This is a genomic window from Cupriavidus sp. GW823-FHT07B10 (assembly GCF_058794355.1).
In genome coordinates, this window is the sequence record NZ_JBXAGS010000007.1 from 294,119 (window position 1) to 314,527 (window position 20,409).

18 protein-coding genes are annotated in these 20,409 nt (G+C 64.5%); 10 read left to right on the top strand and 8 right to left on the bottom strand.

Features of this window, described 5'->3' with window-relative positions; all coding sequences use genetic code 11:
- Positions 1 to 171 precede the first annotated feature (171 nt).
- From AC1Q6V_RS17835 to AC1Q6V_RS17845, 3 genes are all read right to left on the bottom strand, one after another.
- Positions 172 to 3,165 carry an ATP-binding protein gene (locus AC1Q6V_RS17835; RefSeq protein ID WP_454750415.1) on the bottom strand — a complete coding sequence of 998 codons (2,994 nt, stop codon included), beginning with the start codon at positions 3,163 to 3,165 and terminating at the stop codon, positions 172 to 174.
- Complete coding sequence (locus tag AC1Q6V_RS17840) at positions 3,165 to 3,815, bottom strand: response regulator (RefSeq protein WP_454750416.1); 651 nt, start codon at positions 3,813 to 3,815, stop codon at positions 3,165 to 3,167. Before AC1Q6V_RS17840 ends, AC1Q6V_RS17835 begins: the two co-directional genes overlap by 1 nt.
- A gap of 311 nt (positions 3,816 to 4,126) precedes the next feature.
- Positions 4,127 to 4,663, bottom strand: a complete 537-nt coding sequence (locus tag AC1Q6V_RS17845) for a GNAT family N-acetyltransferase (RefSeq protein WP_011617353.1) — start codon at positions 4,661 to 4,663, stop codon at positions 4,127 to 4,129.
- Positions 4,664 to 4,950: 287 nt separating this feature from the next.
- Between AC1Q6V_RS17845 and AC1Q6V_RS17850 the strand changes: the two genes are divergently transcribed.
- Positions 4,951 to 5,313, top strand: a complete 363-nt coding sequence (locus AC1Q6V_RS17850) for a CREC-EF hand family protein (RefSeq protein ID WP_439671918.1) — start codon at positions 4,951 to 4,953, stop codon at positions 5,311 to 5,313.
- Between the two features lie 319 nt (positions 5,314 to 5,632).
- Here AC1Q6V_RS17850 and fabI read toward each other — a convergent pair whose 3' ends face one another.
- The 4 genes from fabI to AC1Q6V_RS17870 all read right to left on the bottom strand — a co-directional run bounded on the left by fabI (position 5,633) and on the right by AC1Q6V_RS17870 (position 11,012).
- Positions 5,633 to 6,415 (bottom strand): enoyl-ACP reductase FabI, encoded by a 783-nt coding sequence (gene fabI, locus AC1Q6V_RS17855; protein WP_011617355.1) that lies wholly within the window; start codon positions 6,413 to 6,415, stop codon positions 5,633 to 5,635.
- Between the two features lie 76 nt (positions 6,416 to 6,491).
- Positions 6,492 to 7,682, bottom strand: coding sequence for an acetate/propionate family kinase (locus AC1Q6V_RS17860; protein ID WP_011617356.1), 1,191 nt, complete (start codon positions 7,680 to 7,682; stop codon positions 6,492 to 6,494).
- A gap of 4 nt (positions 7,683 to 7,686) precedes the next feature.
- The gene (locus AC1Q6V_RS17865; protein WP_011617357.1) at positions 7,687 to 8,625 is read right to left on the bottom strand and encodes a phosphate acetyltransferase; all 939 of its coding nucleotides are present in this window, start codon (positions 8,623 to 8,625) and stop codon (positions 7,687 to 7,689) included.
- 65 nt (positions 8,626 to 8,690) lie between these two features.
- The gene (locus AC1Q6V_RS17870; protein ID WP_454750417.1) at positions 8,691 to 11,012 is read right to left on the bottom strand and encodes a DUF3141 domain-containing protein; all 2,322 of its coding nucleotides are present in this window, start codon (positions 11,010 to 11,012) and stop codon (positions 8,691 to 8,693) included.
- Between the two features lie 244 nt (positions 11,013 to 11,256).
- On the opposite strand from AC1Q6V_RS17870, the gene AC1Q6V_RS17875 reads away from it, so the two are divergent.
- The 3 genes from AC1Q6V_RS17875 (at position 11,257) to AC1Q6V_RS17885 (ending at position 13,620) form a co-directional block, all read left to right on the top strand.
- Entirely contained in the window at positions 11,257 to 11,778 is a 522-nt protein-coding gene (locus AC1Q6V_RS17875) for a hypothetical protein (protein WP_011617359.1), read from the top strand.
- A gap of 403 nt (positions 11,779 to 12,181) precedes the next feature.
- A complete protein-coding gene (locus tag AC1Q6V_RS17880; protein WP_011617360.1) occupies positions 12,182 to 13,120 on the top strand; it encodes an amino acid ABC transporter substrate-binding protein in 939 nt (312 codons plus the stop codon).
- 188 nt (positions 13,121 to 13,308) lie between these two features.
- On the top strand, positions 13,309 to 13,620 hold the full coding sequence (locus AC1Q6V_RS17885) for a hypothetical protein (RefSeq protein ID WP_011617361.1): 312 nt from the start codon (positions 13,309 to 13,311) through the stop codon (positions 13,618 to 13,620).
- A 68-nt stretch (positions 13,621 to 13,688) separates the two neighbouring features.
- Here the strand turns inward: AC1Q6V_RS17885 and AC1Q6V_RS17890 are convergent, their stop codons facing one another.
- On the bottom strand, positions 13,689 to 14,579 hold the full coding sequence (locus tag AC1Q6V_RS17890; RefSeq protein WP_058698858.1) for a hypothetical protein: 891 nt from the start codon (positions 14,577 to 14,579) through the stop codon (positions 13,689 to 13,691).
- 436 nt (positions 14,580 to 15,015) lie between these two features.
- On the opposite strand from AC1Q6V_RS17890, the gene AC1Q6V_RS17895 reads away from it, so the two are divergent.
- From AC1Q6V_RS17895 to AC1Q6V_RS17920, 6 genes are all read left to right on the top strand, one after another.
- Positions 15,016 to 16,755, top strand: coding sequence for a glycosyltransferase family 39 protein (locus tag AC1Q6V_RS17895; RefSeq protein ID WP_011617363.1), 1,740 nt, complete (start codon positions 15,016 to 15,018; stop codon positions 16,753 to 16,755).
- Between the two features lie 36 nt (positions 16,756 to 16,791).
- Entirely contained in the window at positions 16,792 to 17,163 is a 372-nt protein-coding gene (locus AC1Q6V_RS17900; RefSeq protein WP_011617364.1) for an EamA family transporter, read from the top strand.
- 55 nt (positions 17,164 to 17,218) lie between these two features.
- Positions 17,219 to 18,391, top strand: a complete 1,173-nt coding sequence (locus tag AC1Q6V_RS17905; protein WP_454750419.1) for a DegT/DnrJ/EryC1/StrS family aminotransferase — start codon at positions 17,219 to 17,221, stop codon at positions 18,389 to 18,391.
- Positions 18,370 to 19,359 (top strand): glycosyltransferase, encoded by a 990-nt coding sequence (locus AC1Q6V_RS17910; RefSeq protein ID WP_439671919.1) that lies wholly within the window; start codon positions 18,370 to 18,372, stop codon positions 19,357 to 19,359. The genes AC1Q6V_RS17905 and AC1Q6V_RS17910 overlap by 22 nt, the downstream gene beginning before the upstream one ends.
- Positions 19,359 to 20,300, top strand: a complete 942-nt coding sequence (locus AC1Q6V_RS17915; protein WP_454750420.1) for a formyltransferase — start codon at positions 19,359 to 19,361, stop codon at positions 20,298 to 20,300. The genes AC1Q6V_RS17910 and AC1Q6V_RS17915 overlap by 1 nt, the downstream gene beginning before the upstream one ends.
- A partial coding sequence (locus AC1Q6V_RS17920; protein ID WP_492311521.1) for an NAD-dependent epimerase/dehydratase family protein occupies positions 20,297 to 20,409 on the top strand: 113 nt, incomplete at its 3' end. The genes AC1Q6V_RS17915 and AC1Q6V_RS17920, both read left to right, overlap by 4 nt.

Here is a 20,409-nt window from a genome sequence, read left to right on the forward strand (position 1 = left end):
CAGCGCCAGCCAATGCGCCCGGCCGGGGCACAGAGAAAAATACCCGCCGTACAGGCGGGCGAACCAAGGCCCTCGCAACGGGGCAGTACCCAAGACGAGTGGTGCCTTAAGCAGGCATCCAGCCTTCCCCCCAATGCTGACCGTGCGTAGGTGTGTTCACAATCATAGAAGTTAGAAGGCCAGCGGACGGGAACCGCAGGCGACCTCGTTCTCACCACGCCCGCGCTCGCATACGCTCATCAGGCCTTGAACGATGAAGGCGGACTGCAGTTCGATCTCATCGTCCCAGCGTTTGGCTTCAGTCACGTGGCCGTGCAGGTCAGCGCAGAGTTCGGACAGTCCTGAGCGCCCCACGACCCCGAGCGTCCCCGCGATTCGATGCAGCAGCCGTTCCAGGTGGCGGATGTCTCGCGCTGCCCGGACCGCCTCGAATTCGTTCAGGTCCACCATGGTCTGCGCCAGGAACGCTTCGGCGTATTCTTCGGCGACCGACGGCAGCTCAGGCAGATCGTCATCGGTTAGCAGCACTGGCGCCGCCCCATCATCCGTACGTGGCGGGTCGGCCTTGGCGGCAACAGCATCGAGCACCGAAGCCAGCGTCGCCAGCGACACCGGTTTCGTGAGATAGCCGGTAAATCCGCTTGCCAGCCCCTCGGTAACATCCTTCGGTCTCGCGCTTGCGCTTACGGCATAGACAGGTATCTCCGGCCAGCACCGCCTGATTTCACGAAGCAGGTCGAATCCATTCATTACGGGCATGTCCACATCCGTCAGCACTGCATGCACGCCCTGTTCCGACAACACTGCCAGGGCCTCGTTGCCGTTGCCTGCTTCGATAACGCTCGCACCTGACAGGTGAAGCTGGTCGCGCAGCAGTTTCCTGTTCAGCAGATTGTCTTCCGCTACCAACACGGAAAGGCCCGCGAACGGCGCTGCGGACTGATCGTGTATGGCAGCCACGACACGATCTTCGTCGACAAGCCTGGTCTCCGGAGCATTATTGAGGACCGCCTGTGCAGCGGCATGGATACCGGCCAGGCTGTAGGCAGACACCTCCCGGCTGCCATCCGGCCGTATGGTCGGGACGAGCGGGCCCAGTTGCTTGAGCCATACGATAGTGGCGGGGTTCCGCCACCACGCCATGACTTGGGCCGGATCCAAGGACTCGGTCACGAGCAGGCAGTCGAACCTGTCCCCGTCAATGGGCTCGTCGATGCTGGAACGAAAAAATGGCTGTGATGATCCCCAGTCGAAATGGTTCAGCATTCCTTCGAGGCACTCTGGCTCACGGGACAGGACCAGCGCGCGGCGCGGCGCCAGGCGCCATTGCGCCGGGGTCTGATGCCCGCCCGGCGGGCTGAGCGGCAGGCGAACCGTGACGCGCGTGCCAACGCCTAGTACGCTGTCCAGCGTGATACGTCCGTTCATCCGCTCCACCAGCCGCATGCAGATTGACAGTCCAAGCCCGGTCCCGCCGGCCTGCGCGAGACGATTGTTGCCGATCTGGGAGAATGGCTGAAACAGCCGTTCCTTATACTCCTCCGGTATGCCAACGCCGGTATCGGTGATGACGATCTCAAGGTTTTCATCCACCCATTGCGCGCGCAGGACAATCTTCCCCGCCTCGGTGAATTTGAACGCGTTACCAAGCAGGTTGTTGATGATCTGTGTCAGGCGCACCGGGTCAAGATTGAGCCGCGCCGGAATCTCCTTGCCATACACCGCGAAGAAGCTCAGCCCACGCCGCGCCGCAAGCGGCGCGTGCGAGATTGCAATGCGACCCAGGAGTTCCGTGACGACGACAGGCTCCTCCGCAAGACGCATCGCTCCCACGTCGAGCTTCGAAAAATCGAGCACGTCATTGACGATCTGCAGCAACCCTTCGGCCGACACCTGCATGGAGCTTACCCGCGCCCGCTGCTCCGGCTCCAGCCTACCGAGGGCCACGAGCTCCATGTTTCCCAGCAGCGAGGAAAGCGGCGTCCGTATCTCGTGGCTCATCGAAGCAAAGAACGCCACCTTGGCCTTGGCCGCAGCCTCGCTGGCAAGTCTCGCTTCGTGCAACAGCTGCTGTGCGCGTGCCGCTTCGGCATATGTGCCGGTCAGGAAGCGATAGTTCCAGTATCGATACATCGCAAACAGCAAGGCGAGAAGCGCGGCCGTAATCAGGCCGGTAACGAGCAGTTCCTCCCGCATTTCCCGGAACTGCTGCCCTAGCGGCAGTGCGAAGACCAGGTGGCCGAAATCCGCAATGAGCGGCGGGCGCCGCAGGGCCCATCCATAGTCCTGGACCCAATGAAACAGCCCCTCCGGAAGTCCCTCCAGCCTGGCGTCCAGGCGCCGTGCGTTGGCCCGTGCACCTGAAGCAACCAGTGGCGTGCCCAGGCGATCGACGACAATTGGCTCCGGGATCGACAAGGTCGGCCAGGCTGGCCGAAACAAGTCTTGCAGCGGGATCCGCGTCAACACGATGGCGTAGAGTGCGTCGCCTTTCGCGACCAGCGATGCGCCAACCATCTCCGGACTCCCTCCGGCCGCATTCGCCGGGATGCCCAGCCATACGACACGCTTCTCCCGCGCTGCCTGCAAGAGATCCATGTCGCGGCTCTGGAACCGCTCAAGAATCATCGTGGTGATGCTTGACGACGACAGCGGCGGAAGGGTCGCAGCCACGCCGAATCCCGATGCGTCGGCCGCTTCATACCGATACGTCGCCCCGTTCGCAATCGAGATCATTTCGATCGAAGGCTTCTGGCTTGCGGCAGTCAGCGTCCGGACAGCCTGGTCGCAACTCTGCTCCAACACCGGATCGGGAGGCGCAGACGGAGACACCTGTGTGCATAGACTGCCGGCATGCCCGCGCTGCGCCGCGGGGACTTTGCCATTGCTGCGCAACTCAAGGATCAGGTTCGTCGCCGTCAGGGTGCTGCGGCGTTCGAGCACCGCATCGACGACGCCCTGCTCGTACAGGCGCGCGACCTGCTCCTGGGCGCGCAGGGATTCATTCAGGCGGGCAAGCATGGCTGCCGAAGCGATCGCGATGGCGACCAGCCCCAGCAGCAGGACCACCATCGAGAACACACGGCGCTCCCGCTGCAGATTCCGCTCAACCGAGTGGTCGGCGTGTAGTGGCGATTGCTGCGAGCGCTCGCGCTCTTCCTGCATCAGGTAAGACCGTTGTCGCGTGCGTACGTGACAAGGTCCGCATTAGTGGTGATATTCAGCTTGCGCATTGCCGAGCGCTTCTGCGTCGCAATGGTAGCGAGCGATCGATGGAGATATCCCGCGATTTCCGTGAGAGTGCTGCCAGTCGCGAACATCCGCACAACTTCGATCTCCCGCGGGGACAGCGGGCTTGCCGTGCCGTTGACCAACGCCCCCGCACTTGACATCCTGGCCGCTATGCCCGGTGACAGGCGCTGGCCAGTACCTGTTATTGCATCGACACAGATTTGCCTCAGGATGCCCGGCTCCTCGTTCTTCCCGACGATGGCCGCAACGCCCATCTCCTTGATGCGCGTGAGCAGTCCGCCATTGGTCAACATCGTGAAAACCACGATCGGTGTATGTGGATGCGACTGCCTGAGCCGGTGGACCAGCCGAAGACCGTCATCATTGACGTGGGAACGCTCCATCGTGAAATCGGTGACGATAAGGTCAGGTTGTTGCGTTTGTGGCGCCGCAAAGAGCTCTTTTCCTGACGAACATATTGCGGAAATCCGGACATTCGGGATCTCGCTCAAGGTGGCCTTGACTGCGAGTTGAATTACCGGGTGATCGTCTGCGATGACGACGGAGATGACAGGTGGCAGCATGCGCGTTAACTCAGACCGGCAGCACGCTTGTATGGATCGGGGCGACGTGCCCAACCGGCGGAACTGGCTGCATAGGGCACCGGATTCTACCAAGGGGCACTCACCTTCATTTGACAAAATGGGACATATATTTGGCTGATCGTCCCACGCGGAGTAATCGTACTTGCGTCCCAGTCCAAAGCTCTTCCAGGCGCGATTCCTGTCTAACCGAGCACGCGAGGAGCTAGCGCAAAGGGCACGCGTTCATATAGATCACGTCAAACGGAAGACATCGCAGCAAGACGCTTGCACCTGGCACTACTCTCGCTGCCTTAAAGCGCAAGCGTCACCACGCGCAGCGTGGCATCGTCTGGACACGCTAAATCGGCAAATCCAAAACGTTTAGCCAGTCGCCGCATGGCGGTATTCGACGACAAAACATAGCCTTCCATGCATCGATAGCCGCGGCTCCGAGCGATGTCGATCAGTGTGCCCAGCAGTCGGCTGGCCAGGCCGAGTCGATGCCAGTCATCGGCGACAGTCACCGCAAACTCGCAGGTATCGCTACCCGGCGCGGCGGCGTAGCGTGCGCCACCCACAATAGACGACACCTTGTTTTCCGTGGCAAGCGCTACCAGCGCAAACTCGCGCTCAGCCGACGGATGCGTCGCTTGCTCGAGCATCGCTTCCGGCAGCTGTTGCATGGCAGCCATGAATCTGGCGTAACGCGCATCGGCAGAAAGTCTGTTAAATGCCGCTAACAGGCCGACCTTGTCGTCTTCGGTAATCTCCCGCACCAGCACTTCCCGTCCGTCGCACAGGGGCACGTTGTACGGGACGAAGTTTGTCACGTCAGACTTGGCTTGCATGGCAACGGAGTCGTAAGGAATGAAAGCGAGCTCGTTGAATCACTCCCCCGCAGCATTTGATAATAGCTGATCCGGCGCAGTTTTCCCGATATCGAACATAGACGATTACGCACGACATCGCCGCCATCGAGCCGTATTGTCGCGCCAGTCCGACCGGAATCAATTTGCCCCCCGGTCTCCGCTACGAGCGCCTAGAATGCTGGGTGAGCCAAGACTCACAGAAGCTCGAATGGAAGTCGTTTCCGTGCCAAAGGTCCAAACACACATAATGAACTGAGGAGAGCGACATGACCGTGCGCAAATTGCCAGCAGTTGGTTTCGCAGTCCTGATGGGACTGATTTCTATAGGCGCGGCCGCCCAGCCGGCACAAGGATCCCAACAGGGAGCGGCGCCAGCCGAGGTGCCGAAAGCTCCCCCGACTACGGCCCAGGCCAAGGCTCTGATTGCCGAGCGATTCAAGGCTGCCGATTCCAATCATGACGGCAAGCTGACTCGTGACGAAGCTCAGGCGGGAATGCCAAAGGTCTACGAAAGTTTCGACAAGATCGACGTAAAAAAACGGGGTCACGTCACCGAGCGCCAGATCGGTTCCTATTGGATGAAGAAGACCAAGGATCAGATGCAGAAGGAAGATCCGATCTGGAACTGAAGGAGCTGCAGCAATTCCTTGTACTGCTCATGGGATGATGGGGCGGGAGAAATAGAGTCGTACCTCTTGCCCCTTGAGGGCCTTGAGAGAGTGGCTGCCAGTCGGGGCTCCCAAACCTCGATGCCATGGCAAGGCATCATGCATCCCCTCTTGAACCGGCTGGATGAGCCTTGTGCCGTCAACCCACTTTAGTTTCCTCGTGGAAGCTTGGCTGGCTGATACGTTCACGCATAGTGGTCGCCCGATGCCCGACGACTGAGTGCCGGCTAGACTCCGAGCGCCGCCCTTTTCCTCCCGCGATGTCAACGAGCGCTGCGTTTCACGCCATGATATTGACGCCGCCATCCACATACAGCGTTTCGCCCGACAGCCGCCGGGCGTAAGGCGTGGCCAGGAAGGCGCAGGTGTATCCCACATCCATAATATCGACCAGCTCGCCAAGTGGAGCGCGTTCCACAGCGTCAGCAAGCATCAAATCGAAGCTCTTAAGCCCGGACGCAGCGCGGGTCTGCAGCGGCCCGGGCGAGATCGCATGCACGCGAATGCCGCGCGGGCCCAACTCGTACGCCAGGTAGCGTGATACGGCTTCCAGGGCGGCTTTCACCGGGCCCATGACGTTGTAGTTCGGCACCACCTTGTTGGCGCCGTGATAGCTCATGGTGAACATCGTGCCACCATCGCCCATCAGGGGCGCTGCCAGCCGGGCCATGCGCACGAAGGAGTGGCAGGACACATCCATGGCCTTGGCGAAGCCTTCGGCCGAACAATTGAGCAGGCCGCCCTGCAGATCGTCTTTCGGCGCCCAGGCCACCGAATGCACCAGGATATCGAGCTTTCCCCACTGCTCCCCGATCCGCGCAAACAACTCGTCCATTTCCTTCTGGCTCGTGACATCCAGGGGGAGGAAGATGGAAGCGTCAAGCTCCTGCGCCACCGGCTCGACAAACTGGCGCGCCTTTTCGCTGGCATAGGTAATCGCCACCTCGGCACCCAGTTCGCGGAAGGCCTTGGCGCACCCGTAAGCAATGGAGTGCTCGTTCGCAATCCCGCAGACGAGTGCGCGGGCGTTGGCGAGGATAGGCAGTTGTTGCGCTGCAGTCATGTCACTCTCTCCTGGATTCATTGTTGCCAGCGAGCGGTCGCTACCATGCCGCTGGCTTGGTCGGCTGTAGCGGTGGTCATCGAGCGGGTGCCGCCAGGACCTCCCGGGTATGCCTGGCAATCATCAGTTCCTCGTTGGTCGGGATGACCCAGACCGGGACATTGCCCGAGGCTAAGCTGATGCGCGGTCCGTCGCTGGCGTTCGCCGCGGGATCGACACTCACCCCCAGCCATGCCGCCAGCCGGCATACGCGCTCGCGGATCGGCGCGGCATGCTCGCCGATGCCAGCGGTGAAGACCAGCGCGTCCAGCCCCTGTGCGGCGGCGGCCAGCGAACCAAGCTCCCGGGCGACGCGGTACGTGTACAGTTCGACGGCAAAACGGGCCTGCACATCGTCGCTGGCGAGCAGCGCGCGCATGTCGCTCGACAGGCCGGAGACGCCAAGCAGACCGGATTTTCGATAGATCAGGTCCTCGATGGCGCGGGCATCCATGCCGAGTTCGCTGATCAGGTAGAGGATGACGCCCGGATCGAGGCTGCCGCAGCGAGTTCCCATCGGCAGGCCATCCACCGCAGTGAAGCCCATCGTGCTGGCCACGCTGCGCCCCGCCACCAGCGCACACATGCTGCTGCCGTTGCCGAGGTGGGCCACGATCGTGCGGCCCGCCGCTGCACCCGCATCAACGCTCGGGAGGACACTGGCGATGTACTCATAGGACAGTCCGTGGAAGCCGTAGCGCCTGACGCCGCGCGCGCTGATCTCCGCGGGCAATGCGAATGCCTGTGCCACTTCCGGCTGCGCCCGGTGGAAGGCGGTGTCGAAGCAGACTACTTGGGGCAGTTCCGGGCGCCTCTCGGCAAGGATGCGGATCGGTTTGAGGTTGTGTGGCTGGTGCAGGGGTGCGAGCGGGCATAGCGAGTCCAACTCTGCCAGTAGCGCGTCGGTCACCCTTTCCGGCTGGGTGAAGCGTACCCCGCCGTGCACCACCCGGTGCCCGACCGCGCTCAGCGTATGCCCTTCCCCATGGCCGCGCAGGAAGTCCGCCAGGAAGGCTATTGCACCCTCGTGCCCGAGCGTGGTACCGGCATCCCACCGCCTGGTCTCGACCTCAGCGCCCAAGGCGTCGGTGGCGTGGAATGCCGGTGCCGCGTAGAGACCTTCGATGCTCCCGCGCAGCACCAGCCTCAGTGCATCGTCATGGGTATTGTAGGCACAGTACTTGATGCTCGACGAACCCGCATTCAGGACCAGGATCAGTTCGGCCATGGCATCACCCCGCCACCTGGCCGGACTCGCGGCGTGCCTTGGCCACCAGCGCGGCCACCGCGCACGACGCCAGCCGGGTCATGACCGAGTCGGCACGGCTGGTCAGGATGATAGGCACGCGCGCGCCCAGCACGATGCCTGCGGCGTCGGCGCCGGCCAGGAAGGTCAGGCTCTTGGCGAGCATGTTGCCGGCGTCCAGGTCAGGCACCAGCAGGACATTGGCGCGCCCGGCCACCGGTGAGTCGATCTTCTTGATCCGCGCCGCGTCCAGGTTGATCGCGTTGTCCAGCGCAAGCGGTCCGTCGACGATCGCGCCGGTGATCTGGTGGCGGTCGACCATCTTGCACAGCGCGGCGGCATCCAGTGTGGACGGAACCATCGGGTTGACGGTCTCCATCGCCGACAGGATCGCCACGCGGACCTCCTTGACCTGCAAGGCATGGGCCAGGTCGATCGCGTTCTGCAGGATGCCGGCCTTCTCGGCAAGCGTCGGGGCAATATTGACGGCAGCGTCGGTGATGATCAGAGCGTCCTCGTGGCCGGGCACATCCATCACGAAGCAGTGGCTGATGCGCCGGCCGGTGCGCAAGCCGCTGTTACCCGCGACCACGGCTCCCATCAGCTCATCGGTGTGCAGACTGCCCTTCATCAGAGCCTCTGCCTTGCTTTCGCGCACCAGTTGCACTGCGGCAGCCGCCGCCGCATGGCTGTGCTCGGCATCGACAATCGGGTACTCGCGGATGTCAATGCCGGCCGCGCGCGCGGCGTCCTCGATGCGGGAACGCGGCCCAACCAGGATCGGCGCGATCAGGCCCAGCCGGGCGGCCTCTACGGCGCCTTCCAGCGAAGACTGGTCGCACGGATGCGCCACCGCGGTCGGTGTAGGCGGCATGGCCTTGCAGTAATCAATCAGGCGCTGGTACTTCTCATGCTTGGCGTTCACGGGCTACTCCTGCGTCAGGGTCGTCGGTGTCGGTCGGCTGCGAGGCGTGTGCCAGCCGCGGCGCGCTAGGACGCGCGGGTGAGCGGCGCGGCCGCGCCGCGGACGCGTTCCGGCTTGGCGCCGAGCGCCGTGCGGATCCGCTCCAGCATTGCCGCCTGCTCGACAGTGGGCCTGGCGCCAAGCAGGCGCTCATCGACACGCAGCTTCTCCGCCAGCGCCTGCAGCCGCTGGCGGTCGGCCTGATACCTGAGCAAGGCCGGCAGCGTCGCGAGCGCCTGTTCGGGCGCGTACCGCGTGATCAGCTCCTGCCTGCCGCGGATCTCGCGCCAGGCGTCCGGCTCAAGTTCCGGCAGCAGATCGGCGTAGTCCGTGACCAGCTCCTTGCGCAGCTCCAGCCTGGACAGCGGCAGGGGCTCACCCCTGCGGCTCAGCAGGCAGGCCAGCCGGGCAATGGCCTCGGCGTATCCGCCTTGCCCGGCCGCGGCCAGCGCCGCTTTGACTTCCGGCAGGTCATGCGGGTCGGTCGCCGCCGGGGTACCCGCGCGGGCGGTAGGCTCGCTCCTTGGCTGGAACGGGAACAGGTTGGCGTACACGTTGAAAAAGGTGTATTCGGTCATCGCATCGCGCACGGCCCGGTATGCGTCCAAACCGGCGCTGAGCATTTCCGCGCCCACCTGCTCTTGCTGCCGCAGCGGATGATCCGGTTCCAACGTTTGCCGGCTGGCCCGGACCGCGTCGGCGGCGGGCTTCAACCATGCCATCCACGGATTCAGGTCCGAGAACAGCCAGTTCTGCATGCGTAGCGGATGGAATTCGCGCAGCACCCGCGCTGTCATCTCATTGGACACCGCCTGGACGTAAGGCTGCGCAAACAGCTCGTAGGCGCGCTGCGTGAAGTCCGACAGGTTGGCGACCGTCTCGAACGGCTTCTCGTCGGCGCGCTCAAAGCGGTTAAGCCTGCTGGCGATTTCCTCGAGCGAGTGCTCCTCGAACTGGACCTCATAGTCCACGCCATCGCTACCCTTGCGCTCATGGATGACCATGCCGTAGAGCCCAGGCGGCAGCAGTTCGATGCTCTTGAGCACCGAGACGATCTGTGCGTGCTCCTTCTGCGCGACCTTGCCGGAGACGAAGATGCCGAGATGGCCGACGCTCCGGTGCATCATGCCGACAATGACCTGGCCGCGAGCCTTGATCTCCTCGGTACTGCCGTAGATGTCCACCACCCAGTTGAATGCCTGCTGCGGCGGCGTGATGTTGTCGCCCATCGAGGCAAACAAAACGATGGGCGAGCGGATCTCGCGCAGATCGAACGCCTTGCCGCCGGCGTTCTTGACTTCACCACCCCACAGCTTGTTGCCGACGAACAGGTTGCGCGTGATCCATTCGATCTCCTCGCGGTTCATCAGGTAGTAGCCACCCCACCAGCGTTCGAACTCAAGAAAGCGCGGCGGCTCGGTATCGGCCTTCTTGTACAGGTTGTAGTACTTGTCCCAGAGACTGTTGGACGGATTCAGGTTTTCGAAATTTTGTACCAACCAGGCGCCGTCAAACTTGCCGTTGCCGAGATCCGCCGTATACGACGCCAACCACGTGCCGCCCAGGAGCCCGCCGGAATAGCGCATCGGGTTGTCGCCTTCGCCCTCGCTCCAGGCACCGCTCCAGTACGACATCGGCGCGCCGTTGATCACGATCGGCCCGGTGTCGCCCGGGTCCGAGGCGCCGAGCATCATCGCAGCCCAGCCGCCTTGGCAATTGCCGATGATGGCTGGCTTGGCGCTGTGTGGATGCAGTTCACGCACTCTCTTGATGAACTGTTGCTCGGCCTCGCACACGTCCAGCAGGGTCTGTCCCGGCTCGGGATCGCGGAAGAAGATGACAAAATACACAGGATGGCCGGCACGCATTGCCACGCCGACCTGCGAGTCGTCCTTGAAACCGCCGATGCCCGGGCCATGGCCGGCACGCGGATCGATGATGACGTAAGGGCGGCGGCTATCATCGATCGTCACGCCATCGGGCGGGATAATTTTCAACAGCGCGTAATTGACGGGCCGTTCGAACTGGCGGGCATCCAGAACGGTCTCGTAGCCAAAATGCAGGACCGGCTTGAGCCCCTGCATGGTGTTTTCGACAAAGTTGTTGCCCCGTTGCCTGAGCGTGTCCCAGAACAGGATGGCACGCTGCATGCTGTCGATGGCATAGGCATAGCTGCTCATCGGATCCATGCCGGCCATCGGGTTGATCGGGCCGGCGCCCGGCTCCCCAACGGCTTGCTGCACGCGGCCACTAAAGGCCTCCTGCGCATTCTTCAGGCGCTTTTGCAGCACCATGCCGGTCTTGAGGCCAACTTCACGCGCGTGCACCAGTTGCTTTGCTGCATCCATGCCGTTCTCCGCTGCGAATCTTGTGACACGGTTGGCCAAGCGTGGTAGCCCAGCCCCCGATGTGCATCTTGCTTCGAACTATAGCGTCGACCTTGGTCGCAATAGAACTGAATCTTTTCGGACGATGAGATAAGAAGGATTTCTTTCCAGGACGGCAGGATGAATGACCATATCCGATTGGACTCTGCGTGCGCTATGCTGAACTGGCGCGGCGCACACACCGCGGACCCGCTGGAGAACGATCATGCGTTATCGCCTGCCCGCCTGCGTGACTGTCACAGTGGCGGCCCTTGTGCTGGGCGCCTGTGCCACTCTCCGGCCCCTGGAAACCGCAGAGGGCATGCTCGGCGGCCCGCAGCATGCCGTGCGCGATACGTTCGGCGCTCCCACGGAAACCTACCAGCTCGCTGATGGCACCACTCGGTGGATTTATTCGAAACAGCCGCTCGGCTTCGAAGTCTACGCGGCAGACTTTGACGCCAACGGCAAGCTTACGAGCTTTCGGCAGATGCTGACCGAGAAAGAAATCTACGAGGCACGCCCGGGGGTCTGGACCAAGCAGGATATTGCCGAGCGCTTTGGCCGTCCGCGCGAGCCCATCGAGTACTACCCGCTGATGAAGCGCGAGGCCTGGTCTTACCGGCTCTATGCGGGCGCCTACATGCCAGCGCATTTCAGTGCCTACTTTGACGAACGCGGCGTGCTCGACCGGACCATGATCATCGTCGATGCGATCGGCGGCGACACGCGAGACGGCAGCAAGTAAGTCGGCCTCAGGCCGCATTGGACAAGAACACCACGATAAGGGCCGGAAGGAGCCGGAGTCCATCCGAAGCAACGCGAGTCGTCGTGCATCCATCAGATTTCGCGTGGAACTGTTCAGCGAACAGCAAAGCACAACGAAATCCGCCGACGGCAGAACCTCGTCGACGGATCAGGCGCTGGGTACCGTACGATCGATTCGTATTTTTCGATCGATCCCGGTGTTCCGTCCTTCTCGACCAGCCGCACGGTACTGCCGAGTCCGAGTCATAGACGATTGCCAGATGGCCCAGGCAAGGCTTTCGGGGCAGGGAATTTGCTTATGACAACAATGTCCTTCGCCCGCCCTAACCAAGGGTATACCCTCTCGTCTTTGCCTTTGCCGGCCGCTTTCCGGTTTCCCCCGCATGCCTGCCTTCACCCTGCCCGCCCTGTCCGCCCGACTCCTCCGCGCCCGCCGCTCGCTGGCCGCCGTCGCCCTCGCCGCCATGTCCGCGGCCGCGCTGACGCCGGCACTGGCCAGCACCCAGAGCCCTGTGCTCGACAAGATCCGCGAATCCGGCACCATCGTGCTCGGTTACCGCGAGTCGGCGCTGCCATTCTCGTTTGCCGATGACAAGGGCCAGCCGGCCGGCTATGCGGTCGACCTTTGCCTGCGCGCCGCCGAAGCAGCACGCCAGCAACTGGGCCTGAAAGACCTGAAGGTGCGCTGGATGCCGCTCACGCCGCAGAACCGCATTCCCGCCGTGGTCAACGGGCTGGTCGATCTGGACTGCGCGCCCAACACCAATTCGCTCGAGCGCCAGAAGCAGGTTGCGTTCAGCGTCTCGCACTATGTGTCGACCGTGCGCATGCTGGTGCGCGCCGACTCCGGCATCCGCTCGTTCGGCGACCTGCGCGGCAAGACCGTGGTCACCAGCGCCGGATCGACCGGCGACCGCCACGTGCGCCGCATGAAGGCCCAGTACGGCTACCACGACGTCTACGCCAAGGACCACGGCGAATCGTTCCTGCTGCTCGAATCCGGCCGTGCCCAGGCCTTCGTCATGGACGATGTGCTGCTGGCTGGCCTGCGCGCCCGCGCCAAGGACCCGTCGCAATACGTGATCGTGGGCCCGGCGCTGTCGGTGGAGCAGAATGCGCTGATGCTGTCCAAGGCCGATCCGGAATGGAAGCGCCTGGTCGACCAGGCGCTGGCCAACACCTTTGCCGGCCCGGAGGTCACGGCGCTGCAGAAGCGCTGGTTCCAGCAGCCCATCGGCAGCCGCGGCATCAACCTGGCGCTGGCGCCGTCCGGCGAGGTGCGCGCGGCCTGGAAGCACCCGTCGGACGCGGTCACGGAGTAAACGGGCAAGCGGTCGCGAACCTCAATCGGGCTGGGGCCGCAATTCAGGGTTTCCATGAGGTCGTGGCGCCGGGGCAAGCCCCAAGTTGACAGCGATGTGAGATGTTGGCGACACTGGGCCGAGCCGTCCCGTGCAAGGGACAGGCCACATACACGACCGCCCGACGGCGGCATTTCTCAGGAGAAACCATGAACAAGTTCGTCGCGACCGCGATCGCACTCTGCCTTGGCGCCGCTTCGCTGGCCGTGCAGGCACAGACCGGCGGCAAGAAGCAGTTCGATCCGTATTCCCAGGGCGCCAAGTCAGGTGAGAAGTTTGACCCGTACAGCCAGGGGGCCAAGGCCGGCGACAAGTTCGACCCGTACAGCCAGGGCGCGAACAAGAGCACCCGCAGCGACCTGACCGACGCTTCCGCGCCGGCCGCCGAGCAAAAGCCGGCCAAGAAGTCCACCAAGAAGAAGAGCAAGAAGAAGGCCGCTTCGGCGCCGGCTGCCAGCTGAGCCGCAAGCGCCTGACGCAAAAAACCCGCCTTGGCGGGTTTTTTTGCTTCCTGCCCCAGGGCACAAGCCTATGGCGCTTGCGTGTCGCGCTCCAGCGCGGTGACATCCACGCGCTGCACCTTGTCATCCTGGCGCACTTCGGTGCGCAGCACGAAGGCGTCGGCAGGGCAATACCAGTCGGTGACATGCATCACGGTCGGCTCAACCTGTACCACTTCTTCGCCAACCAGCACCGGCCCCAGCGAGGTGCGTTTCTCGTAGGTGACCGGCAGGCATTCCTTGCGCCCCAGGACGGTATTGATCGTCTGCCGCTTGCCGACGTGGCGCGAGCCGATATAGATCGACGCATGCTGCGCCCGCATGTTGCTGACCACTTCATCCGATCCCAGCGGGTAGACCTTCAGCGAGACGCTCGACTCAAAGGTCTCGCCCTCCAGCGTGGTGCCCTCGCGCAGGTCCAGCCCGGCGTAGTTGAACACGCCCATGCCGCGGAAAGCCGCCTCGCCGTACATGCGCGCGTAGCGCGCGCGGGCGTTGATGACGGCATGCTGGCTTTCGATGCTGGTCTGGCCGCCGGGCGAACGGCGGTCGATCACCACTTCATGCACCTGGGTGGTAATCACCGGCGGCCCCATCAGCGCCGACAGGGCAGTCTTGGAATTGATCTCCAGTTGCGCGCGGCAGCCGGTCGGACTGCGCACCACATCGCGCAGGGTCATGCTGACCGACATTGGCATCACGCCGTCGCCTTCCATCTGCACATGCGAGCCGGAGCGGAACCATGGGGCACTGCACAGCACGGCCGCCGCCGCTGCCTGCGCCTGGCTTGCCGCAGCCTGCGCCACCGCCGGGCCGGCGCCCGGCAGCACCACGCCCTGTGCGCCGGCATGCTGCGCCAGGGCCATGGCCGCGCCCGCCACCAGGCCTGCCAGCCAGTCTTGCTGCGCCTTTTTCTTCACATGAATCCCCGTCTAGAGTTTCCAGGCGCCCCCCTGACCCTGCGCCCGGCCTGCCAGGCGACCGCCTGGACACTGAAATTATCGCGTTTTGTTGCATGTGTAACTCGGATTTTTCGCGCAGATCCTGTGGCAGCCGGTGGCCGGCGGGCAGCGGGCAGCAGCCGGCCTGAGCAGCACTTTCTCTCCCCCGCGGCAATCCGGCGCCCCGCAGGCCGTCTCCGGCACCCGCCGGGGGCGGCCTGCCCACCGTGCTACCATTGCCCGCCTCGCGTGTGCCGAGGCGGCAGCGGCGTGCGAGGCGCATGCCAGCGTGCCAGCCGCGGGCGACTTGCCTCCCTGGTGTCCACCAACAGGCAAGGCCATGCGTTGTGATGGCTTCCCGTCACCGCGCGCCCCACGCAGGACCATCGATCCGTCGCGCTTTTCCAGGAGATCTATGCGTAGTTCATCGACCTCGCGGGCTGCCGCGCTGTCCGTTGGAGCCACCACCGCCAGTGCGGTCGCACTGGCCAGCCTGTTTATCCTGCTGGTCTGGTTCGGCACCCTCGACATGCGTCACCTGCTGCGCTCCGATGAAGGCCGCTACGCCGAGATTGCCCGCGAAATGTTCGCTACCGGCGACTGGGTCACGATCCGCTACCACGAACTCAAGTATTTCGAGAAGCCGCCCTTCCACCTGTGGGTGACCACGCTGGCCTACACGCTGTTTGGCGTGGGCGACTGGCAGGCGCGGTTGTGCGTGGCCCTGTCCGGCATCCTGGGGCTGGGCGTGTCGATGCTGGCCGCGGCACGCTGGTACGGCCGGCGCGTGGCGATGCTGACGGGACTGGTGCTGGTTTCCGCGCCGATGTGGAATATCGCCGGCCACTTCAACTCGCTGGACATGACGCTGGCCGGCGCCATGGCGTGCGTGCTGGCCTTCATGCTGCTGGCGCAGCACCCGGATGCCACCCGCGCCGAACGCCGCAACTGGATGCTCGCCTGCTGGGCGGCGATGGGCGTGGCGGTGCTGGTCAAGGGGCTGGTCGGGCTGGCGCTGCCGGGGCTGGTGCTGGTGGTCTACACGCTGGTGACACGCGACTTCCGCTTGTGGTGCCGCCTGCATCTGCCGGGCGGCATCGTCGCCATGCTGGTGGTGACGGTGCCGTGGTTCTGGCTGGTGTCGGAACGCAATCCGGAATTCCTGCATTTCTTCTTTATCCACGAGCACTGGCAACGCTATACCTCGAACGTGCACCAGCGCGAAGGCGCGATCTGGTTCTTCGTGCCGCTGCTGCTGGCCGGCTTCCTGCCCTGGCTGGGCCTGGTTCCGCAAATGTGGAAGGCCGTGCGCGAGCGCGCCGGCGTCGCTCGCGGCACCTCGCCGCGGCCATTCCAGCCCGCCCTGCTGGCGGCGCTGTGGGCCGTGGCGATCTTTGTCTTCTTCAGCCTGTCCGGCTCCAAGCTGCCCGGCTATATCGTGCCGATCTTCCCGGCGCTGGCGCTGCTGGCCGGCGTGGCGCTGGACACGTTGACGGAACGCGCGTGGCGCTGGCAGGTCAATGCCATGATTGCCCTGGGCGTGGTCGGGCTGCTGGCGTGCCCGTTTGTCGGCATGATGGACAAGCCCAGCACGCCCAATGTGGTCTATCGGGAATTCGCAGCGTGGACCGGCGTCGCCTTCGCGGTGATGCTGGGCGGCGCACTGCTGGCGCGCCGGCTGCTGCGCACGCGTGGGGTGTTTCCCAGTGTGGTGGCCTATGCGCTGGCGATGTTCATCTGCTCCACGGTGGCGCTGCGCGGTCACGAAGCCATGGGCCGGCCCAGTTCCGGCGCGGACCTGGTGCCCGCCATCAATGCCGTGCTGACGCCGGACATGCCGCTGTACAGTGTGGGCATGCTCGACCACACGCTGCCGTTCTACCTGCGCCGCACCACCATCATGGTGGCGCATCCCGATGAGCTGGAATTCGGCATCGGCCAGGAACCGCAGAAGTGGATCCCGACCATCGATGGCTTTATCGCGCGCTGGCAGGACGGCAAGCGCGCGGTAGCGATCATGTTGCCCTCGACCTACGACGCACTGGCTGCGCGCGGCGTGCCGATGCACAGGATCGCCGGTGACCGCCGCCGTGTGGCGGTCGCCAATTTCGCGCTGCCGGGCAATGGCCCGCAGACGCAACCCCCAGGACAGTAACCTGCAACTCCTGCAATTCCTGCACTACGCAGCGCCATGACGCTCTCCACCTTCGCTTTCATCCTGACCGGCGTGCTGCTCAATGCGGCTGCGCAACTGTTGCTCAAGGCCGGCGTCAATGCCATCGGCGCGATCACGCTGGACCGTGGCACGCTGCTGGTGACGGCGCTGCGCGTGCTGACCCAATGGCCGGTGCTGGCCGGGCTGACGCTGTACGTGGTCAGCGTGGGGGTATGGATCGTGGGGCTGTCGCGCGTGGATGTGTCGATCGCCTACCCGATGCTGTCGCTCGGCTATGTGGTCAATGCACTGGCCGCCTGGTGGCTGTTCGGCGAGATGATCGGCCCCTTGCGCGTGGCCGGCATCCTGCTGATACTGGCGGGCGTCTTCCTGATCGCCCGCTCATGATGCGCCTGCGCGCACGCCGCCAGTTCCGACACCGACCGTACTTCCTCGCCCTGCCATGACCGCATCCGCCCCTGAGTTCCTGCCTTTTGTCCGGCCTGACATCGACGCCGCCGCCATTGCCGAAGTCGGCAAGGTGCTGGCCTCGGGCTGGATCACCTCCGGCCCGAAGATGCAGGCCTTCGAGGCCGCGCTGTCAGGCCTGTTCGACGGACGCCCGGTGCGCACCTTCGCCAATGGCTCGGCCACGATGGAGATCGCGCTGCGCATTGCCGATATCGGGCCGGGCGATGAGGTCATCACCACGCCGGTCACCTGGGTCGCCACCGCCAACGTGGTGCTGGCAGTAGGCGCCCGGCCGGTGTTCGTCGATATCGACCCGCGCACGCGCAATCTCGACCTGGATGCCGTCGAGGCCGCGATCACGCCGCGCACGCGCGCCATCATGCCGGTGTACCTGTCGGGGCTGCCGGTGGACATGGACCGCCTGTACGCCATTGCCAGCAAGCACGGGCTGCGCGTGATCGAGGATGCCGCGCAGGCAATCGACTCGCGCTGGCGCGGCCAGCGCATCGGCGCCCTTGGCGACCTGGTCAGCTTCAGCTTCCAGGCCAACAAGAACATCACCACCATCGAAGGCGGCTGCCTGGTGATGAACACGCCCGAAGAAGCCGTGCGCGCCGAGCGCCTGCGGCTGCAGGGCGTGATCCGCACCGGTATGGACGGCATGGATGTCGAAGAGCCCGGCGGCAAGTTCAACCTGACCGACGTCAACGCCGCGGTCGGGCTGGCGCAGCTGGGCAAGCTCGACGCCATCACCGCGCGCCGCGCCGAGCTGGCCGAGACGTATTTCCGCTGTGCCGCCGACAGTGGCCTGGAGGCGCTGGGCATCGAGCTGCCGCAAGCGCTGGATGCACACGATGCCACCACCAACTGGCACATGTTCCAGGTGGTGCTGCCGACCGAGCGCCTGCAAGGCGGCCCGGCCCGGGCGCGCCAGCAGGTCATGGAGGCCATGCGCGAGCGCGGCATCGGCACCGGCGTGCACTACCCGCCCATTCATCTTTTTACCTACTACCGCTCGCTCGGCTGGCGCGAAGGCATGCTGCCGCATGCCGAACGCATCGGGCGCGGCATCGTCACGCTGCCGCTGTTCCCCGCGATGCAAGCCACCGATGTGGAGCGGGTCTGTGCAATCCTCAGCGAAACATGCAAACGTCTCTCCAAATGAGCCCGGTCGAAGTCTCGGTCGTCATTCCGGTCTACAACGAAGAAGACGGGCTGCAAGCCCTGTTCGACCGCCTCTATCCGGCGCTGGATGGCCTTGGCGAGTCGTACGAGATCATCTTCATCAACGACGGCAGCGTCGACCGCTCGGCGCAGCTGCTGGCGGCGCAGTTCCACAAGCGCCCGGATGTGACCCGGGTGGTGCTGTTCGCCGGCAATTTCGGCCAGCATATGGCGATCCTGGCGGGCTTCGAGCAGACCCGCGGCAAGATCGTGATCACGCTGGACGCCGACCTGCAGAACCCGCCGGAAGAAATCCCGCGCCTGGTCGAAGCCATGCGCGCCGGCCACGACTACGTCGGCACCATCCGCCGCCAGCGCAACGACACCGCGTTCCGCCGCTATGCCTCGCGCGCGATGAACCGGCTGCGCGAGCGCATCACCAAGATCCGCATGACGGACCAGGGCTGCATGCTGCGCGCCTATGACCGCAATGTGGTCGACACGATCAATGCCTGCCGCGAGGTCAATACCTTCATCCCCGCGCTGGCCTACACCTTTGCTTCCAATCCGGTCGAAATCGAAGTCGGTCACGAACAGCGCCACGCAGGCGAATCCAAGTATTCGCTGTACCAGCTGATCCGCCTGAACTTCGACTTGGTGACCGGCTTTTCGATCGTGCCGCTGCAGTGGTTCTCGGCGATCGGCACGATCCTGTCGCTGCTCTCGGGCGTGCTGTTCGTGGTGCTGCTGGTGCGGCGCTTCGTGCTCGGCTCGGAAGTCCAGGGTGTGTTCACGCTGTTCGCAATGAACTTCTTCCTGATCGGCATCCTGCTGTTCGGCGTGGGCCTGCTGGGCGAGTACGTCGGCCGCATCCACCAGGAAGTGCGCGACCGCCCGCGCTACCGCATCAAGGCCGTGCTGGAAGCGGACCGGCGTGTCACGCCGACTGCCGCTGGCGCGGAGCAATGATGCGCGCCGTCGTCTTCGGCTACCACAATGTCGGCGACCGCTGCCTGCGCGTGCTGCATGCGCGCGGCGTGGAGGTTGCGCTGGTGATCACGCACCGCGACCGCCCCGACGAGAACATCTGGTTCCGCCGCGTGGCCGACACCGCCGCCGAGCTGGGCATCCCCTTCGTCTATGGCGAGGACCCTGCCGATCCCGCGATCGCCCAGGCCGTGCGCGACGCTCACCCGGACGTCATCTTCTCGTTCTACTACCGCGCCATGATCCCGGCGGGCGTGCTGGCGCTGGCCCCCGGCGGCGCCTTCAACATGCACGGCTCGCTGCTGCCCAAGTACCGCGGCCGCGTGCCGGTGAACTGGGCGGTACTGCACGGCGAGACCGAGACCGGCGCCACGCTGCACGCCATGGAAGCCAGGCCTGACGCGGGCTATATCGTCGACCAGACCGCGGTGCCGATCCTGCCGGACGACACTGCGGGCGAAGTCTTCGAGAAAGTCACCGTCGCCGCCGAACAGACGTTGTGGCGCGTCCTGCCCGCGATGATCGCCGGGCACACGCCGCAACACCCCAACCGGCTGGCCGAGGGCAGCTACTTCTCCGGGCGCAAGCCGGAAGACGGCCGCATCGACTGGAGCCGCCCGGCCGCCGAGGTCTACAACCTCGTGCGCGCCGTCGCGCCGCCCTATCCCGGCGCCTTTACCGACCTTGCCGGGCACCGCTTCATTGTGGCGCAGGCGCGCCGGCCGCTGCCGGAGCTTGCGCTGGCGCTGCCCGCCGGCACGGCGCCCGGCCTGCATGTGCATGACGGCCAGATCATCGGCCTGTGCGGCGACGGCGGCCTGGTCATGGTCACCCGATTGCTGGCACAGGATGGCTCGGCTCTCACGCCGCAAGCCTTCGCCAAACTTATCCATACCGAATCATCCAACGAGGAAAACCGATGAAAAAGGTCCTGATTCTTGGCGTCAACGGCTTCATCGGCCATCACCTGACGCGCCGCATCCTGGAAACCACGCCGTGGGAGGTCTACGGCATGGACATGTCGTCGGACCG

Excerpts from the sequence above, each read along its gene's own strand:
- AC1Q6V_RS17910 (WP_439671919.1), top strand. The coding sequence starts at position 18,370 with ATGCAAACGTCTCTCCAAATGAGCCCGGTCGAAGTCTCGGTCGTCATT.
- AC1Q6V_RS17875 (WP_011617359.1), top strand. The coding sequence starts at position 11,257 with ATGCGTTATCGCCTGCCCGCCTGCGTGACTGTCACAGTGGCGGCCCTT.
- AC1Q6V_RS17845 (WP_011617353.1), bottom strand. The coding sequence starts at position 4,663 with ATGCAAGCCAAGTCTGACGTGACAAACTTCGTCCCGTACAACGTGCCC.
- AC1Q6V_RS17915 (WP_454750420.1), top strand. The coding sequence starts at position 19,359 with ATGCGCGCCGTCGTCTTCGGCTACCACAATGTCGGCGACCGCTGCCTG.
- AC1Q6V_RS17840 (WP_454750416.1), bottom strand. The coding sequence starts at position 3,815 with ATGCTGCCACCTGTCATCTCCGTCGTCATCGCAGACGATCACCCGGTA.
- AC1Q6V_RS17895 (WP_011617363.1), top strand. The coding sequence starts at position 15,016 with ATGCGTAGTTCATCGACCTCGCGGGCTGCCGCGCTGTCCGTTGGAGCC.
- AC1Q6V_RS17885 (WP_011617361.1), top strand. The coding sequence starts at position 13,309 with ATGAACAAGTTCGTCGCGACCGCGATCGCACTCTGCCTTGGCGCCGCT.
- AC1Q6V_RS17900 (WP_011617364.1), top strand. The coding sequence starts at position 16,792 with ATGACGCTCTCCACCTTCGCTTTCATCCTGACCGGCGTGCTGCTCAAT.
- AC1Q6V_RS17860 (WP_011617356.1), bottom strand. The coding sequence starts at position 7,682 with ATGGCCGAACTGATCCTGGTCCTGAATGCGGGTTCGTCGAGCATCAAG.
- AC1Q6V_RS17870 (WP_454750417.1), bottom strand. The coding sequence starts at position 11,012 with ATGGATGCAGCAAAGCAACTGGTGCACGCGCGTGAAGTTGGCCTCAAG.
- AC1Q6V_RS17835 (WP_454750415.1), bottom strand. The coding sequence starts at position 3,165 with ATGCAGGAAGAGCGCGAGCGCTCGCAGCAATCGCCACTACACGCCGAC.
- AC1Q6V_RS17880 (WP_011617360.1), top strand. The coding sequence starts at position 12,182 with ATGCCTGCCTTCACCCTGCCCGCCCTGTCCGCCCGACTCCTCCGCGCC.
- AC1Q6V_RS17850 (WP_439671918.1), top strand. The coding sequence starts at position 4,951 with ATGACCGTGCGCAAATTGCCAGCAGTTGGTTTCGCAGTCCTGATGGGA.
- fabI (WP_011617355.1), bottom strand. The coding sequence starts at position 6,415 with ATGACTGCAGCGCAACAACTGCCTATCCTCGCCAACGCCCGCGCACTC.
- AC1Q6V_RS17905 (WP_454750419.1), top strand. The coding sequence starts at position 17,219 with ATGACCGCATCCGCCCCTGAGTTCCTGCCTTTTGTCCGGCCTGACATC.